Source organism: Xanthomonas axonopodis pv. maculifoliigardeniae (assembly GCF_041519315.1).
Lineage (GTDB): Bacteria > Pseudomonadota > Gammaproteobacteria > Xanthomonadales > Xanthomonadaceae > Xanthomonas > Xanthomonas euvesicatoria.
The window spans coordinates 4,127,651-4,142,544 of sequence record NZ_CP167998.1 but is presented as its reverse complement, the minus strand read 5'-3'; the positions used below and the strand labels follow the sequence as shown (position 1 = coordinate 4,142,544).

The 14,894-nt window shown below is 65.0% G+C and carries 14 protein-coding genes and 1 pseudogene; 9 read left to right on the top strand and 6 right to left on the bottom strand.

Features of this window, described 5'->3' with window-relative positions; translation table 11 throughout:
- Positions 1 to 160 precede the first annotated feature (160 nt).
- Positions 161 to 442 carry a hypothetical protein gene (locus ACDH77_RS17600; RefSeq protein WP_008577712.1) on the bottom strand — a complete coding sequence of 94 codons (282 nt, stop codon included), beginning with the start codon at positions 440 to 442 and terminating at the stop codon, positions 161 to 163.
- Between the two features lie 528 nt (positions 443 to 970).
- Between ACDH77_RS17600 and ACDH77_RS17595 the strand changes: the two genes are divergently transcribed.
- On the top strand, positions 971 to 2,254 hold the full coding sequence (locus tag ACDH77_RS17595) for a sigma-54-dependent transcriptional regulator (RefSeq protein WP_014091160.1): 1,284 nt from the start codon (positions 971 to 973) through the stop codon (positions 2,252 to 2,254).
- Entirely contained in the window at positions 2,251 to 2,493 is a 243-nt protein-coding gene (locus ACDH77_RS17590) for a hypothetical protein (protein ID WP_008577714.1), read from the top strand. Before ACDH77_RS17595 ends, ACDH77_RS17590 begins: the two co-directional genes overlap by 4 nt.
- On the opposite strand, the gene ACDH77_RS17585 is transcribed toward ACDH77_RS17590, so the two are convergent.
- The gene (locus tag ACDH77_RS17585; RefSeq protein WP_008577717.1) at positions 2,487 to 2,867 is read right to left on the bottom strand and encodes a response regulator; all 381 of its coding nucleotides are present in this window, start codon (positions 2,865 to 2,867) and stop codon (positions 2,487 to 2,489) included. The two genes, ACDH77_RS17590 and ACDH77_RS17585, sit on opposite strands and share 7 nt — an antisense overlap.
- A gap of 208 nt (positions 2,868 to 3,075) precedes the next feature.
- On the opposite strand from ACDH77_RS17585, the gene ACDH77_RS17580 reads away from it, so the two are divergent.
- The 3 genes and pseudogenes from ACDH77_RS17580 (at position 3,076) to ACDH77_RS17570 (ending at position 7,642) form a co-directional block, all read left to right on the top strand.
- Positions 3,076 to 6,618 (top strand): CheR family methyltransferase, encoded by a 3,543-nt coding sequence (locus ACDH77_RS17580; RefSeq protein ID WP_372353571.1) that lies wholly within the window; start codon positions 3,076 to 3,078, stop codon positions 6,616 to 6,618.
- 232 nt (positions 6,619 to 6,850) lie between these two features.
- Positions 6,851 to 7,036 (top strand): annotated as a pseudogene (locus ACDH77_RS17575) (hypothetical protein); the annotation flags it as partial.
- Between the two features lie 33 nt (positions 7,037 to 7,069).
- Positions 7,070 to 7,642: a hypothetical protein gene (locus ACDH77_RS17570; protein WP_372353917.1), complete on the top strand. Its 573-nt coding sequence runs from the start codon at positions 7,070 to 7,072 to the stop codon at positions 7,640 to 7,642.
- Between the two features lie 140 nt (positions 7,643 to 7,782).
- Here the strand turns inward: ACDH77_RS17570 and ACDH77_RS17565 are convergent, their stop codons facing one another.
- From ACDH77_RS17565 to ACDH77_RS17555, 3 genes are all read right to left on the bottom strand, one after another.
- Positions 7,783 to 8,121, bottom strand: a complete 339-nt coding sequence (locus tag ACDH77_RS17565; protein WP_008577721.1) for a hypothetical protein — start codon at positions 8,119 to 8,121, stop codon at positions 7,783 to 7,785.
- An 82-nt stretch (positions 8,122 to 8,203) separates the two neighbouring features.
- Positions 8,204 to 9,103 carry a manganese catalase family protein gene (locus ACDH77_RS17560; RefSeq protein ID WP_008577723.1) on the bottom strand — a complete coding sequence of 300 codons (900 nt, stop codon included), beginning with the start codon at positions 9,101 to 9,103 and terminating at the stop codon, positions 8,204 to 8,206.
- 136 nt (positions 9,104 to 9,239) lie between these two features.
- Positions 9,240 to 9,746 (bottom strand): ferritin-like domain-containing protein, encoded by a 507-nt coding sequence (locus ACDH77_RS17555; protein ID WP_008577724.1) that lies wholly within the window; start codon positions 9,744 to 9,746, stop codon positions 9,240 to 9,242.
- A gap of 481 nt (positions 9,747 to 10,227) precedes the next feature.
- Between ACDH77_RS17555 and ACDH77_RS17550 the strand changes: the two genes are divergently transcribed.
- A complete protein-coding gene (locus ACDH77_RS17550) occupies positions 10,228 to 10,422 on the top strand; it encodes a hypothetical protein (protein WP_057680890.1) in 195 nt (64 codons plus the stop codon).
- A 311-nt stretch (positions 10,423 to 10,733) separates the two neighbouring features.
- Here ACDH77_RS17550 and ACDH77_RS17545 read toward each other — a convergent pair whose 3' ends face one another.
- Positions 10,734 to 11,948 (bottom strand): FAD-dependent oxidoreductase, encoded by a 1,215-nt coding sequence (locus ACDH77_RS17545; RefSeq protein WP_127167205.1) that lies wholly within the window; start codon positions 11,946 to 11,948, stop codon positions 10,734 to 10,736.
- 309 nt (positions 11,949 to 12,257) lie between these two features.
- Between ACDH77_RS17545 and ACDH77_RS17540 the strand changes: the two genes are divergently transcribed.
- The 3 genes from ACDH77_RS17540 (at position 12,258) to ACDH77_RS17530 (ending at position 14,871) form a co-directional block, all read left to right on the top strand.
- Positions 12,258 to 13,559, top strand: coding sequence for a sensor histidine kinase (locus ACDH77_RS17540; protein WP_008577729.1), 1,302 nt, complete (start codon positions 12,258 to 12,260; stop codon positions 13,557 to 13,559).
- On the top strand, positions 13,556 to 14,332 hold the full coding sequence (locus ACDH77_RS17535) for a LytR/AlgR family response regulator transcription factor (protein WP_011348706.1): 777 nt from the start codon (positions 13,556 to 13,558) through the stop codon (positions 14,330 to 14,332). The genes ACDH77_RS17540 and ACDH77_RS17535 overlap by 4 nt, the downstream gene beginning before the upstream one ends.
- Before the next feature lie 167 nt (positions 14,333 to 14,499).
- The gene (locus ACDH77_RS17530; protein WP_218533111.1) at positions 14,500 to 14,871 is read left to right on the top strand and encodes a hypothetical protein; all 372 of its coding nucleotides are present in this window, start codon (positions 14,500 to 14,502) and stop codon (positions 14,869 to 14,871) included.
- Positions 14,872 to 14,894: the final 23 nt, after the last annotated feature.

The following is a 14,894-nucleotide window of genomic DNA, read 5'->3' as shown; positions in this document are numbered from 1 at the left end:
ACCGCGTGCAGACGCGTGGTGCCAATGACAAGCCTGCGCCCATCACGCGCGAAAAAGAGTGAACTGACGCACCGTGCGATACCTTGCAGGCCCGAAGAGCCCCTTCCGAGCACGGCAGGCGTGCACCGCACTAATCAAGCGGGCCCAACCTGTAGCTGCATCACGCCTGGCGGAGGTGGCGCAGGCAACGCGGCGCCAGCCAATCGGCGAGCACGGCATTCATCGAGCCGGGAGTCAGGCACAGCGCATCGCGCACGGCCTTGACCGCTTCTGCATCGGTCAGGTCGGGGCGTGCGTTGTATGCCGCGCAGACCGCCCGGATCGTGCCTTCGGGAATGCCGTCGAAGGCGTGATAGCCAAGCTGGCCCCGGCGGTGCTCGCCACGCCAGTACTCCAATTCGGTTTGCACATCGGCCTGCACGGGCGCCGAGACTGCGTGCATGGGACACCTCGCTCGCTGGATCGAGCGAGTGTTCGCCGCACCGTGGAAGGAACGCGTGAGTGCGTTGTGCACGCCCTCTCCACGAGCGGTGCGTAGGCTGTGGGTAACCCAGTGGACCGATGCAGTTTCCTGACGGGTTCATGCGGCGCCATGGTGGCGTCGGCTTACGTCAGCCCCGGCTGATATCCTGGCTCCGATGCAGGCACGCAAGCGAGCTCAGCCAGCGCTCGATCAAGACCGCACCCGTCGGTGGACCGGCGGCTGCCGCGGCAAACCTTGCACTCCTTGGCGTTTTGGCATTCTCGAAGCGGCGACCGACCCAGAGCGTGACGCTTGGCACTGGCGCAATCGAGCGCTTCCATGCGTACTTCGCCCACAGCCGTCAGGGCGGGCTCGACTGGGGGAAGAGCGCCGCACCACAGAACGTGACAGCAGCAGGCAATTTCCGATGTGGTGTGTCAGCGCATTTCGCGCGGCCGTCACAATTCTCAACTGAACATGTATCAGTCATTGCGGACAGAAGCGCTCATGGACCGTCTTTCCTGCGCCATCATCGACGACGACGTGGAGTTTTGCGATCAGGTGGTTGAACTCGCCACCGATAGCGGCTTCCGTGCCAAGGGCATCCACACCCTTGGCGAAGCCAGCCGCTGGCTGGACAGCAACTTTCCCGACCTGTTGGTGGTGGATGTTGGCCTGCCGGACGGCAGCGGTTTCGACCTGATCGAGCGGCTCGACCCGGACCACACCCCGCAGATCGTCGTGGTCTCGGGCGATTACGCGCGCGAAACCCAGGGTCGGGCGCAGCAGTTCGGGGTCAGCGAATTCCTGACCAAGCCGTTCGCGCCCGAACGCCTGGAGCGGGTGCTCGGGGGACTGCGCGAAGCGCAGCAGGGCAACCTGGGCATCGTTGGCAACAGCGACAGCATCGTCATGCTGCGCAAGGACATCGTGCGCGTGGCGCCGACCGATCTGAATGTACTGGTGACCGGCGAAACCGGTACCGGCAAGGATCTGGTTGCGCGCGCTATCCACCGTGTGTCCGGTCGCCGCGGCCGTTTCGTGCCGGTCAACTGCGGTGCCATTCCGGAAGAGTTGCTGGCCAGCCAGTTGTTCGGCCACGAGCGCGGCAGCTTCACCGGCGCCGACCGTCGGCATGCCGGATTCCTGGAGCAGGCCGCAGGCGGCACGCTGTTCCTGGATGAAATCGGCGAGATGCCCAAGCGGCTGCAGGTGTATCTGCTGCGGGTGATCGAATCGCGCAGCTTCATGCGCGTGGGCGGCAACGAGGAAATCGCACTGGATGCGCGCGTGGTGGCAGCCACCCACCAGCACGTGCAGCGCGAGCAGGCGGTGCTGCGTGAAGACCTGTTCTACCGTCTCAATGAATACCCGATCCAGGTGCCGCCGCTGCGCGAGCGCCGCGGCGATGCGCGCCTGCTTGGCTTACGCGTGATCGACGAGCTCAACGTCAAGTATGGCAAGCGCAAGTTGCCGACCAAGTCGTTGCTGCGCTACCTGGCATACCATGCCTGGCCAGGCAACGTGCGCGAACTGCGCTCGTTCATCCACTACCTGTATCTGCGCTCCGATGGCGATCTGTTGAGCGCCCCGGATGTGGAGCAGACCGTGCCGCAGGCCGACCAGGACGGCTTGCTGATTCCTGCCGGCTGGACCATGCGTCAGGCCGAAGACGCGATGATCGAATCGGCACTGGCGCGCACCCGCTTCAACAAGAAGGCCGCCGCACGCGAACTGGGCATCAGCGTGCGCACCTTGCACAACCGTCTCAGCGACAAGGGTGCGGAGTGAGCGAGGCACCGCGTGGGCAGCGGCGTGAGCTGCTGCACCAGTTGCGCAACCGGCTCAACGTGATGGGTTTTGCGTTGTATGCGTTGCGCAACGAAACGTCTAAGCCGCTGGAGACGCTGCGCACGGCGCATCAGTCCGCCGTTGAACTGCTCAACCAGCTTGGCGAGCAGGAGCGCGCCTTGCAGCAGCCCGGCGTGGAACCGGGCGAGAGCGCCCAGCCCGCCTGCACCGATCAGTGATCGGCCAACTCGGTCTGGTGGCTGAGCAAGCTGGTGATCGTGCGCGGGTTGTAGGGCTTCATGCAGTACGACAGATGCGCAAAGCGCTGCGGCAGCGTATAGCGGTCGTAGCCGGAGCAGAACGAAAACGGCACGCCGCGCTCCATCAATGCATCGGCGACCGGAAACACCGCCTGGCCGCGCACGTTGACATCCAGCAAGGCACCATCGATGGCCTGACCTGACGCTACCAGCGAAAGCGCGTCAGGCACACTGCCGACCGGCCCCACCACGTTGATGCCAGCTTCCACCAACAAGTCGTTGAGCGATTCGGCCAGCAAGTAATCGTCCTCGACAACAAGAATGCGGCGGCCGGCAAGTGCAGTGTCGTGCATGACAGGCTCCAAAGCAGTGGCGTTTCGGACAACACGCGTGCGCATGGTGCTCGCACTGCAGGTTAACACCGCGCGCAAGCAGACGCTTCCAGGACCGGTCTCTGCAATGTGCGCACGCGATGACGCATGTGCTGCATGGTAGTCCGCCGCGCTTTACGCGATCATGGCCGATTGCGCTTGAATCCAGCGTTGCAACGATAGTGCCGCCATGACCGACGACGAAACTTCCAACAACGACATCGCCACGGATGCGAACACGCAGCCGCCCTTGTTCGTGCTTGGCGTGGGCGCCGCCGGTATGGACGCCGATCGCCTGGCAGAATTGCTCGATGCGATTGCTGGCGCGTCGAATCTGGCCATCATGCTGTTGTTGCGCGACCGCCAATTATTGGATGAGGCACGCCTGCGCGAACTGCTTGGCAGTCAGGCCACCCTGCTGTCGGTACCCAGCGATGGCGACCGGCTGCAACCGGGGCGCTTCTATCTGCCGCCGGCCGATACGGTCGTCACGCTGGAGGAAGGGCGCATCCGTCTGCGCGCCTTGCCCGGTGGCGAGAGCGACCACGGGTTGATCGACAGCTTCTTCGTCTCGATGGCGCACGATCAGGACGGCAATGTGATTGGCCTGATCATGGGGCGCTTCGACGGCGACGGCACGCTGGGGACCGCGGCGATCCGTGAGTGCGGCGGTCTGGCGCTGGCCGTGGACGATGCCGCACTGCATGGGCTGGACCTGCGCAGCGCCAGCAACCCGGCCGCCATCACCGACGACATCCTGCCCCTGCCACAGATCGCCGCGCGTATCGCCGCGCACATGCAACGCCATCACGGCTACGGTCATCCGGTGCCGACCGGCGTGCGCAATGGCAGCGAGAGCGACAAGCTCAGCCAGGTCGCCGCCATCCTGCGCAATACCACCGGCCACGATTTTCATGGCTACAAACGCGCCACCTTCCTGCGCCGCGTGCAGCGGCGCATGCAGGTCGCGCAGGTGGAAACGCTGGAGCAGTATCTGGAGGTGTTGCGCAATCGTTTCGACGAACCGTTGCAGCTGTTCAACGACCTGCTGATCGGCGTGACCAAGTTCTTTCGCGACCGCCGCGAGTTCGAATTCCTCGAGCAGCAGGTGATTCCGCGCTTGTTCCAGGGCAAGCACACCGGCGACAGCCTGCGCATCTGGGTGCTGGGCTGCTCCACGGGCGAAGAGGCCTATTCGCTAGCGATGCTGCTGCGCGAACACGCCGAAACCCTGGACACCGCGCCACGCATCCAGATCTTCGCCAGCGATATCGACGGGCGCGCACTGGCCACTGCACGGGTGGGGCGCTATGCCTCCAGCATCGTCGGTGAAGTTGCACCCGAACGACTGCGGCGCTGGTTCGTCAAGGAAGGCGACACCTATGTGGTGAGCAAGGAGCTGCGCGAGCTGTGCGTGTTCTCCCAGCACAGCATCGTCAAGGACCCGCCGTTTTCGCGACTGGACCTGGTGTCGTGCCGCAATCTGCTGATCTATCTGGATGCCGAGTTGCAGAACCGGGTGGTGCCGATCTTTCATTTCGCCATCCGTCCGGGCGGTTACCTGTTCCTGGGCAATGCCGAAAACGTCTCGCGGCATGCGCAACTGTTCACCCCGGTGGAGCGCAGCTTCCGGGTCTTCCAGCGCATCGATGCGCAAAGCAACGTGCATGCGACCTTCCCAACCGTGCAGCCCGCTGCGGTTGCCAGGGTGCCGACACCACCGCAACGGCAGCGCACCTCCAGCAATGCGCTGGTGCGTGCCGGCGAGCGTATCGCCGACCGTTATGCGCCGGCGTATGCAGTGCTGGACGAGCAGTTCGAGGTGCTGCACTTCTCGTCTCAGGCGGGGCGCTTCATCCGCCCTGGCGGCGGCACGCCCAGTCTCAACCTGCTCAACCTGATCCATCGCGATTTGCGACTGGATTTGCGCAGCGCGCTCAGCCGCGCAGAGCGCGAACGCGCGCCGGTGCACGTCAGAGGCATCCAGGTGCACGAAGATGCGGCGACCTGGGCGGTGAACCTGTTCGTCGAGCCAACCGCAGACTCGGACGTGCCGCGCGGCTACGTGGTGCTGTTCCAGGAAGTGGAAGCGCGCGAACCGGTGGAGCTGCCCGCCCCACACGACAGCGTGCACGACGATGGTCATGTGCAAGTGCTGGAAAACGAGCTGCGCATCACCCGCGAGCGCCTGCAATCGATGATCGAAGAGCTGGAGAGCACCAACGAGGAGCTCAAGTCTTCCAACGAGGAATACCAGTCGCTCAACGAAGAACTGCAGAGCGCCAACGAGGAGCTGGAAACCTCCAAGGAAGAACTGCAATCGGTCAACGAGGAAGTGACCACCGTCAACGGTGAGCTGGCCCATCGCGTGCAGGAGCTGGCGCATGCCAACAGCGATCTGAAAAACCTGCTGGAAAGCACCCAGATCGCCACCGTCTTCCTCGACAACGAATTGCGCGTCACCAACTTCACCCCGGCCGTCACCGACATCCTGCCGCTGGTGGAAAGCGACATCCAGCGCCCGATCAGCCACATCAAGCTGCATGTGGATTACGACGAACTGCAGGACGATGCGCGCCGGGTGATCCGTACCCTGGCGGTGCTCGATCGCGAGGTCGAAAACCCCACCACGCATGCGCGCTACATGGTGCGCGTGCTGCCGTATCGCACCGTGGACAATTTCATCGGTGGTGCGGTGCTGACCTTCATGGACGTCACCCCGCTCACGCGCGCCGAGCGTGCGCTACGCAGCAGCGAGCAACGCCTGCGCACCTTGATGGAAGGCATCCCACAGCTGGTGTGGCGCTCGCTCGATGGCGGCCGCTGGACCTGGTCCAGCCCGCAGTGGTCCAGCTACACCGGCCAGGGCGATGCCGAAAGCCTGGACCTGGGCTGGTTGCAGGCGGTGCACCCGGACGATCGCCAGCCGACCATGAATGCCTGGCTGGGAAGTGCGTCCAGCGGCGGGCTGGATATCGAACACCGCCTGTTCAATGCGGCCGAACAAGGTTACCGCTGGTTTCATACGCGCAGCGCTCCGGTACGCGATGAACGCGGCCAGGTGCTGGAATGGCTGGGCACCTCCACCGAGTCGGACAACCTGCGCCGCCTGCAGGAAGAACAGCGCGTATTGGTGGCCGAGTTGCAGCACCGCACGCGCAATCTGATCACGGTGGTGCAGTCGGTGGCCAAGCAGACCGTACAGGCCAGCCAGAGCATGCCCGAGTTTGCGGCCAAGTTCGAAGACCGGCTGGCCGCGTTGTCACGCGTGCAGGGGCTGCTGTCGCAATCGGACAATATGCCCACCACCATCGGCGCCTTGCTGCGCATGGAACTGGATGCGCTGGGGGCCGAGCCGGATCAAAGACGCATCGTGGTGGAGGGACCGAACGTGGCGTTGCGCAAATCCGCCGTACAGACGCTGGCATTGGCGTTGCACGAATTGGCCACCAACGCGCTCAAGCATGGCGCGCTGGCGGTGGAGACCGGCACCTTGTCGATCCGTTGGGAGGTCGTCTCCGGCAGCGATACGCCTGCGCGCCTCAAGCTGTTGTGGATCGAAGAAGGCGCCAGCCAGCAGCTGCGCGGCGACCGTGATGAGGCCGGCGGCTTCGGGCGCCGGCTGATCGAAAATGCCTTGCCCTATAGCCATGGCGCGCAGACGCGCTACGAGCTCAGCGACACGCGCCTGGAATGCGAGATCCAGTTGCCGCTCAATCCGGTGAACGGGTGAGTTGGATCGCAAGACCTCGGGCCTGCGGGGACATGGCCACTGAGGTGAGCAGCGGATGCACATGCATCGCCTGCCCACGCTGCAATCCGCAGGTCTGAGTGCCGGGCACGCGCCCTCGCGACGATGAAGACGTGCGCGACCATCGAAACCGCGAGTGAAAGAGCGCTGTGCTGCACGCAAGACGCCCGTGCAGTGCGCGTGTGCGGTTGACAGCAAACGCTGCTGCACGTGCATCTGCATCCAACGGCGTTGCCGTGCGCTGTACACATGCAGCCAACGGCAAATACTGCGCGATGGTGCAGAACCTGCGACCGATTGGGCTTTCGTAGTGCATGTTGCGCAACTGAAGCCGCGTCAAACGCTTGCAGCACCGACTTTTGCGAACGTCAGAAAGTTGGCGCGCATTGTGCGTAACAACCTATGTCATCGAGATGCACATAGTGGAGTAGGCATGATTACGCGCATTCTTCAGTTGTCCGCCCGCATGGCGAGCAACGCATGGGTCGAAGTCGGGGTGGGCGCCGATGCCGACATCTTCGTCGCCGACCGTGGCGGCAAACGCGAGGAGCGCGCGACCTTCGGCCGCCGCGCACCGGGGCAGCAGCGTTCGATCCATTTGCAGGAGCCCGGCGGATTGGGCGGCGTGGATCTGGCCATCTGGGAAACCCAACGCTGCGCCATTGCGCTATGCGGTTTCGTCTGCACTGCATCGGCGGATGGCACCACCGCCGCGACCTGGTTGAGCCAGGATGGCAGCGCGGTGTATGCCGCCGGATTGCGCAACGTGATGGACATCGGCGGACGCCTGCAGATGGGATTCTCGCTGCTCGTCGCCTCATCGGCGAGCATGCCCACCTACCGGCCGCTGTGTATCGACGCGGACCTGAGCAAGTGGCTGCACATGGGCGGCGCCGAAGCCATGCGCCATCTCACGCCCTGGCGGCTGGAACGCTGCGCCGCTGCGGCAGGCGTACGCCCGGAGTGGGCGAGCGAAGGGGCCACGGCACCGATTGCGCGAGCATAAGCGCGTGCGCCATGCAGCCAACAAAGAAGGGGCCCAGCGGGCCCCTTCATCGTTTCGGTCGTGTGGGTCGATCCTGATCGCTGCCTGCTAACGATCGCGCCGCGAACAGGTCAACCCACCGACGGCAGGCTCGCAATCGATCAGTTGTCTTCTGCTTCCTCGGCGTTGTCGTCCAGGGCGCGTTGCTGCGCGTCGATGTGTTGCTGCTTGCCGTAAGTGCCGCTCTGGCCGAAGTTGGGTTGCGTGCTGCCGTCACGTTCCGGGTGGCCGTCGGGTTCGCCTTCGCCCAAGGTGCCGCCGCGGCCATGACCGCGTTGATGCAACGCTTCCGGCGCGTCGTCACGCGGCGGCAGTGCATCGCGGGTCTGGACAGCCGATGGATCGTTGCGGCCCTGGCCATCCACCGATGCGTCGGTACCGTTCCCGCGATAGGCCGATTGGCGTTCGTCGTGTGTGTCGAGCGTGGATTTTTCGTTCATGGCAACTCCTGTGCAGTGCAATGAAAAAGCCCGGAGCGTACTGGCTCCGGGCTGGTGATGGGTGCAGCTGCACCCATCAGGTCTAACGCTGGATATCGCCGGTGGTGGAACCGGCGCCCGGGCCCGCACCCAGGTCAGCGCCGGTCACGCGGTCCAGCTCGGGATTGGAGAGCAGCCGCTCGGACATGGCATCCAGTGCCGCGGTTTGCGTGGCATCCAGCGCGACCGTGGCAGAGCCGTCGCCACCATCCACGGCGGCCTGCGCCTCGCGGTCGGCCACCACTTCCCACTGCTCGCCGGCATTCCACGGACCGATCATGTCGCCCTCGCCCTGGGAGGTGTTGTAGTACTTGTCGGTGAAGCGCGGATCGCCCGGCAGCTTACCCGGCGGGAAATTCGGCTCGATCGAGTACAAGGCCTTTTCGAACGACTTCTGATGCGCCACTTCGCGCGTCATCAGGAAACGCAGCGCATCCACGATCCCCGGATCGTCGGTGACGTTGATCAGGCGCTCATACACCAGCTTGGCACGCGCTTCGGCCGCGATATTGGAGCGCATGTCGGCCGTGGGGCAACCGATGCTGTCGACATACGCCGCCGTCCACGGCACGCCGCTGGAATTGACCAGGGCCGGGCCACCGCCATACAGAATCTGTTGGGTATGGCTGGTGCTGTTCTGGGTCATGTTGCGCATGTCCATGGCCTCTTCCATGCCCTCGGAGAGCACCGCCTTGGGCCCCTTGTTGAGCATGGCGATGATCGAGCCGATGATCTCCAGGTGGCTGATCTCTTCGGTGGCGATGTCGAACAGCAGGTCCTTGCGGCCCGGATCGTCTTCGCCCAGTGCCTGGGTGAAATAGCGCATTGCAGCGGCGAGTTCGCCCTGCGGTCCGCCGAACTGTTCCAACATCAGCGTGGCCAGATCCGGATTGGGCTGGGCGACGCGGACGGTGTACATCAAACGCTTGTTGTGCATGAACATGGGTGGTGCTCCATGGCTGACGCCCGGCAACTACGACCACTCAACGAGCGGGCAGAAACGTGGGGCTTTGGCTTCGGGGGGATGCCCGCAGGGATGCAAGCGACGCAGGACGGCGGCGACCGTCCTGCGCGGTGACTCAGGCGGCCTTGCTGGCCTTGGATGCCTTCTGGTTGCCGCCTTGTTCGGCGAGCAGGGTCAGCTTTTCGTCGGTGGCCTTTTCTTCTTCCAGCGTGGCCAGCAGCAGCGGCAATGCATCGGCATAACCGAGTTGCTTGGCCATGGCGGCAATGGTGCCGTACGAGGCGATTTCGTAATGCTCCACCTTCTGCGCGCCGCCGATCAGTGCAGCGTCGCGCACCGGGCCGGCCTCGATTTCGTCGATGACCTCGCGGCTTTCTTCGACCAGGCCTTCCATCGCAGCGCACTTGATGCGCTTGAGCTTGATGCCCAGTGTCTCCACGACTTGATCGATGCGTTCGATCTGGCCCTGGGTCTCTTCCAGGTGGGTTTCAAAGGCCTGCTTGAGTTTCGGCTCGGTGGCCGCGCGCGCAAGACGCGGCAGCGACTTGGTCAGCTGCTTCTCGGCGCTGTAGATGTCCGACAGTTCGTGGATGAAAAGTTCTTCGACAGTCTTGATCGCCATGTGTGGCTCCTTGGGGTTGGTCAGAGGATGGGTTGCTGCGGTTCGCCATGTTGGTGGCGATGCCTTGATGAACTCGCGTCGCACGCCTGCGAACAAGCGTGCCGATGCAGCACGTGCGACAACTCCGAAATCGTCGTGGTGCGTGTCACCCGCCTGCAGCACAGGGTCGTGCGCACTTCACCTGACGTTCTTCGAAGTACACCGTGGTCATCGCGTCGATCTCCAGGCAGTACCGCGTGGTCGCTACGCTAGCCCTGCGAGTGTTAGCGGGATTGGTGGAAACGGTGATCCCGATGCGATGGCGAGCTGTGCTGTGATGCAGGCCGCGCTCGCTGCGCCTGCAACGAAGGGGTGCAATGGCGCACCTACTACAGCCATCACCTCGGCGCCGATGCGGCTAGGCTTTGCGCATCGCTGCACTCCAGCATCGATCCACGTCGATGCGGTACAACGACGATCGAACCTTTTGCGAGACCGTGCGATGACGCCGCTGGACAAACCCTTACGTCGCGAACTGCAGATCGGCGATCAGGCATATACCTTGATCATCGATCCGCAAGGTTTGAAACTGGTCGAAAAAGGCAGGCGCAAAGGCGTGACCTTCCGCTGGGAAGAACTGGTCAGCGGCGACGCTGCGCTGGCCAGTGCATTGCAGGCTTCGCTTGAAGACCGTTAGCCTGGCGGTGCCGGGCAGCGTGTGAAGCGCGAATGGAACCACTGCGTTCACCGCCTGGCGGGCGCGGCTGGTGACCGTGCGGTCGCGCGTCCTCCGCGGTTCACCTGCGCCGTCCATGCCGACCTGAGGCGTGCTTGATGGTGGTCGACGCTGCGCTTGGCGTGGCTCGACCTTCCAACGACCAGAACAAGTGCAATGGCTGGTTCGGCACGACCACCTGCAATGCCGGCGTCCGGTAGAGGCCATTGCACGTTACTGCCAGCACCGATGCGCTCTGCAATGCACGCAGGCCACCACCGCGCTCGCGTCGCTCAGCGTGTGGCAAACAGCCGCGCCAGTTCGCGCACCGCCGCTTCCGTTGCGGCGCGGTCGGGCATGGCGTCTGCGTTATTGAAGTCGTGTGCGCCTTGCGCCTGCACCAACAACCCGTCGCGTCGCGGCACGACGTTGAGATTGTGGCCGCGCCAGACCAGGCCATAGGTGACTTCCGGCTGCGGGATCAGGCGCGCGGTCTGCCCGCGCACCGGAATCACGCTGTCGTCGCCCAGCAAGGCGCGCGCCCCGTAACCGGTGGCGTTGATCAGGATCTTCTCGCGCAGATCGCCGAATTGGCGCGGATGCTCGAACTCGCGCGTGTAGAGCTCGCCGCCTGCCTGCAGGAAGTCATCCATCAACAAGCGCGCATACGCGCTGAGGTTGAAGGTGAGCTGGCTGTAGCGGCGCACGAACGCCACCGGAAATGGATGATCACCGGGCGCCACCGGCTGCGAGCGCGGGCCCAGATCATCGAGCAGTTCGCGCTCCAGCGGCGGATAGTCCGGCTCATGCGCTTCGGCAGAGGCGACAGGTTGATCGAAGGGCACGTCCGAGAGCACGTAGCCATCGCGCCATTCAATCGGCTCGCCGGGCAGGCCCAGCAAGGTCTGGTAGCGGCGAAACGACGTGCGCGCCATTTCTTCCCAGCGCCTCTTGAAGTCGGCAGTGGCGTGGTCGCTGGTGCACACGCGCGAATCCGGCGACCACACGCCGGTGGCATAGAACGAGCGCACATCCGGCAGGCGCTCGCGCGCGTAGATGCGCACACGCAAGCCGGCGCGTTGCGCCACCAGGGCGGTGGTCAAGCCGATCGCGCCGCAGCCGATCACCGCCAGCACGCGCGCCTGCGGGTCGGCGGCACGCACCAACCGTAATGCCTGTTCGGCGGCACCCCACGAGAGCGACCACCCGCTGCCGCCATGTCCATAGTTGTGCACCACCGTCTTGCGGCCGATGCGCTCGGCTTCGATCCGCGGCCCCTGCGCGCGGAACGGACGCGTGCACCCGTTGATGGCGATGATGCGATCGACCGAGGCGCGCATCGGCGCCAATGGCGGGGCAGCCGCGAACGGCGCAGGCAGACCACCCGGCAGCGTGACCGGCTGGGTGGCGGGCGGGACGGCGAGCGCCTTGTTCGTTGCTGCCCAGCTCGCGGTGGAGGCGGCCGCCAGCGCAACACCGGCGCTGCGTAGAAAATGACGACGGTGCATGCAACTCCTTACAAGGTGTGGTGGGTGATGGGGTCGCCATGATGCGGCTCGCCACGCCTGCGCGGAGGCATGCCGAGGCCATCTTCAGATGCTGTCTGCCGCGTGGCAGCAACCGAGCGCGGCATGCGCAGCGCAAGCGTGCATCCAGCATAGCGCGCGCATCTGCCGCGGCCATGGCCCGGCACCAGGGTTTCGCACCGCAATCCTGGCGTTTGATGCCACGCTGGCGGCCATTCGTCGCCCGGGGCTTTCGCAGTGGCGCGCGCCGGCTATGCTCGCTCCCGTCCCATCCCAACGAGCTGCCCACCCGTGTCTGCCAGTGTCTTCCTGATCGTGCGCATCGTGTTCGCCTGGGCCGCCGCGTTGGTGGTGGCAGGGATCATGTGGACGCAGTTGTTCGGCTCCATCGGCCCGATCTTCGCGCTGGCCTGCATGGTCTTGCTGACGCTGGCGTTGATGAGTTCGGTCACCCATGTGCGGCGCGTGCGCCTGATCGCCGATCGGCTGGACCACACCACCTTGTCCACCCGCCAGCGCCGCCAGATCGAAGTACCGCTGGATGTGCAGGCCAGCTTCGCGGTGATGGAAGAGGCGGTGCGTGCGCTACCGCGCGTGCAGGACATCGAATGCGCGCCGGGCAGCCTGCTGATTCGCGCCAAGGTGCGCCGCATCGACCCGTACGCAGGTCGCCAGCCCTCGCGCTGGAACCTGTTCGCGCGCTTTGCCATCACCCACAACCAGATCCTGGCGACGATCGCGCCGGGGCAGGGCACCAGCAGCGTCACCGTGTTGTGCGAGCCCGACGCTGGCGCCTGGGTGGATCTGTTCGCGGTGGACGAAGGCAGCAACTACGAAAACGCCGAGGCGATCAATCGCGCGGTGGTGCGCCGGGTCGGTGAGCAACGTCGTGACGAACAGGCCGCCGCCGAGCAATCGGTCATGGAAAAGGAACTGGCCGTGGCGCGCCTGAATCTGCTGCACGCCCAGGTCGAGCCCCACTTTCTTTACAACACGCTGGCCAGCGCGCAGGTGCTGGCGCGCACCGACCCGCCGCGCGCCGAGATCATGATCGGCCATCTGATCCAGTACCTGCGCAGCTCGCTGCCCAGCGCCGACGGTGCCATCGCCACCCTGGGCGAGGAACTCGAACGCACCCAGGCGTATCTGGAGATCCTGCGCATCCGCATGGGCACGCGGCTGGCCCTGCAGGTGGAAGTGCCCTACGAACTGCGTGCGTTGCCGCTACCGTCGATGATGTTGCAGACCTTGGTGGAAAACGCCATCAAGCACGGGCTGGAAGCCAAGCCCGGTGGCGGCACCGTGTGGATCCTGGCGCGTCGCCACGATGACCATGTCACGCTCACCGTGGCCGACGACGGCCAGGGCTTCAACACGCACAGCCACGGCACCGGCATCGGCTTGAAGAACCTGCGCGAGCGGCTGAAGCTGATTTATGCCGACAAGGCGAGCTTTGCCATCGTGTCCAACTTCCCCAGCGGGGTGGCGGCCACCTTGAGCCTGCCGCTGCCGACGCAGTTGGGTGCCGCGCCACCGCCGCCGTTGCCCGTTGCGGGCGCGCAGGCCGCACACGCCGCACAGGTGCGGGCATGAGCGCGCTGCGCGCCGTGGTGGCCGAAGACGAGGCCTTGCTGCGGCAGTCGTTGCTGACGCTGCTGGCCGAGGTGTGCCCGCAGTTGCAGATCGTGGGCGACTGCGAGGACGGTGCCAGCGCGCTGGAGACCATCGCCGCGCAGCAGCCGGAGGTGGTGTTTCTGGATATCCGCATGCCCGGCCTCACCGGCATCGAGGTGGCGCGTGCGATGCGCGAGGTCAGCCCGCGCAGCCAGGTGGTGTTCGTCACCGCCTACGACCAGTACGCCATCGATGCGTTCGAACACGGCGCAGTGGATTACCTGCTCAAGCCCATCGGCCGCGAGCGGCTGCAGGCCACCTGGCAGCGCGTGCAACAACGCGCTACTGCCGGCCAGCCGGATGGCGCGCTGCTGGAGGCTTTGCTGCAGCGTCTGTCCGCGCGCCCGGCCGCTGCCAGCCACACGCCGCCGCTCGCCTGGCTGACCGCCAGCAGCGGGCGCGAGACGCGCTTGATCGCGCTGGACGAGGTGGCGTATTTCCAGGCCGATCAGAAGTACACCACGGTGATGACTGCGGCCGGCGACGCGGTGTTGCGCACGCCATTGCGCGAACTGCTGGATGTGCTGGACCCGCAGGTGTTCAAACAGATCCACCGCTCGACCATCGTCAACATGAAGGCGGTTGCCTCGGTGGTGCGCGAGGACACCGGCAAGGGCCGGCTGGCGCTGCGCGGCCGCAGCGAAACGCTGACCGTCAGCCAGCCGTTCATGAGCCTGTTCCGCGGCATGTAAGTGCGACTGCAAGACATCGCGCGCAGTCCCGGATGGATGCGGACAGCGCGCGTGGAACCTACGTATGCGCGTGAGTGCCACAGCGTTCCGATGACCGACAACCGCTGCCTGACGCGCTGCAGCCTGCCTTGATTCCCCCGTTTGCATCGACTGAAAGGACTGTCTCCATGCGCCTGATCGCCTCCCTGGTGTATTGCCTGCTTGCCCTGGCCGGCTGCCATGAACGCAATGGCACCACCTCGATCACCCGTGCCACCCGCGATGGCCACGATGTGATCTTCAGCAAGACGCTGATCACCGCGAGCAGTACCAGCGTGCATTGCCTGGCCAGCGATACCGGCCATTGCTACTACCTGATCTTTGAGGAGCAGTGCGGCGCTCGCGGCAGCGGCGATGGCGCAAGCGCACCGACGTGTGCCCGCAAGACCCTGGACAGCTTTGTGCTGGTGCCAGGGCAGGTGCGCGAATTGCGCGGCGTTCCCAGCCAGGCGCACACCTGCGTGGAGACCACCGCACCGCAGGCCGATTGCCACGGCTGAGGAAGGCGCACGCACGCACCGAG

What these genes read in the sequence shown, in the direction of transcription:
- ACDH77_RS17600 (WP_008577712.1), bottom strand. Translation starts at nt 442, where the DNA reads ATGCACGCAGTCTCGGCGCCCGTGCAGGCCGATGTGCAAACCGAATTG.
- ACDH77_RS17595 (WP_014091160.1), top strand. Translation starts at nt 971, where the DNA reads ATGGACCGTCTTTCCTGCGCCATCATCGACGACGACGTGGAGTTTTGC.
- ACDH77_RS17585 (WP_008577717.1), bottom strand. Translation starts at nt 2,867, where the DNA reads ATGCACGACACTGCACTTGCCGGCCGCCGCATTCTTGTTGTCGAGGAC.
- ACDH77_RS17580 (WP_372353571.1), top strand. Translation starts at nt 3,076, where the DNA reads ATGACCGACGACGAAACTTCCAACAACGACATCGCCACGGATGCGAAC.
- ACDH77_RS17570 (WP_372353917.1), top strand. Translation starts at nt 7,070, where the DNA reads ATGATTACGCGCATTCTTCAGTTGTCCGCCCGCATGGCGAGCAACGCA.
- ACDH77_RS17565 (WP_008577721.1), bottom strand. Translation starts at nt 8,121, where the DNA reads ATGAACGAAAAATCCACGCTCGACACACACGACGAACGCCAATCGGCC.
- ACDH77_RS17560 (WP_008577723.1), bottom strand. Translation starts at nt 9,103, where the DNA reads ATGTTCATGCACAACAAGCGTTTGATGTACACCGTCCGCGTCGCCCAG.
- ACDH77_RS17555 (WP_008577724.1), bottom strand. Translation starts at nt 9,746, where the DNA reads ATGGCGATCAAGACTGTCGAAGAACTTTTCATCCACGAACTGTCGGAC.
- ACDH77_RS17550 (WP_057680890.1), top strand. Translation starts at nt 10,228, where the DNA reads ATGACGCCGCTGGACAAACCCTTACGTCGCGAACTGCAGATCGGCGAT.
- ACDH77_RS17545 (WP_127167205.1), bottom strand. Translation starts at nt 11,948, where the DNA reads ATGCACCGTCGTCATTTTCTACGCAGCGCCGGTGTTGCGCTGGCGGCC.
- ACDH77_RS17535 (WP_011348706.1), top strand. Translation starts at nt 13,556, where the DNA reads ATGAGCGCGCTGCGCGCCGTGGTGGCCGAAGACGAGGCCTTGCTGCGG.
- ACDH77_RS17530 (WP_218533111.1), top strand. Translation starts at nt 14,500, where the DNA reads ATGCGCCTGATCGCCTCCCTGGTGTATTGCCTGCTTGCCCTGGCCGGC.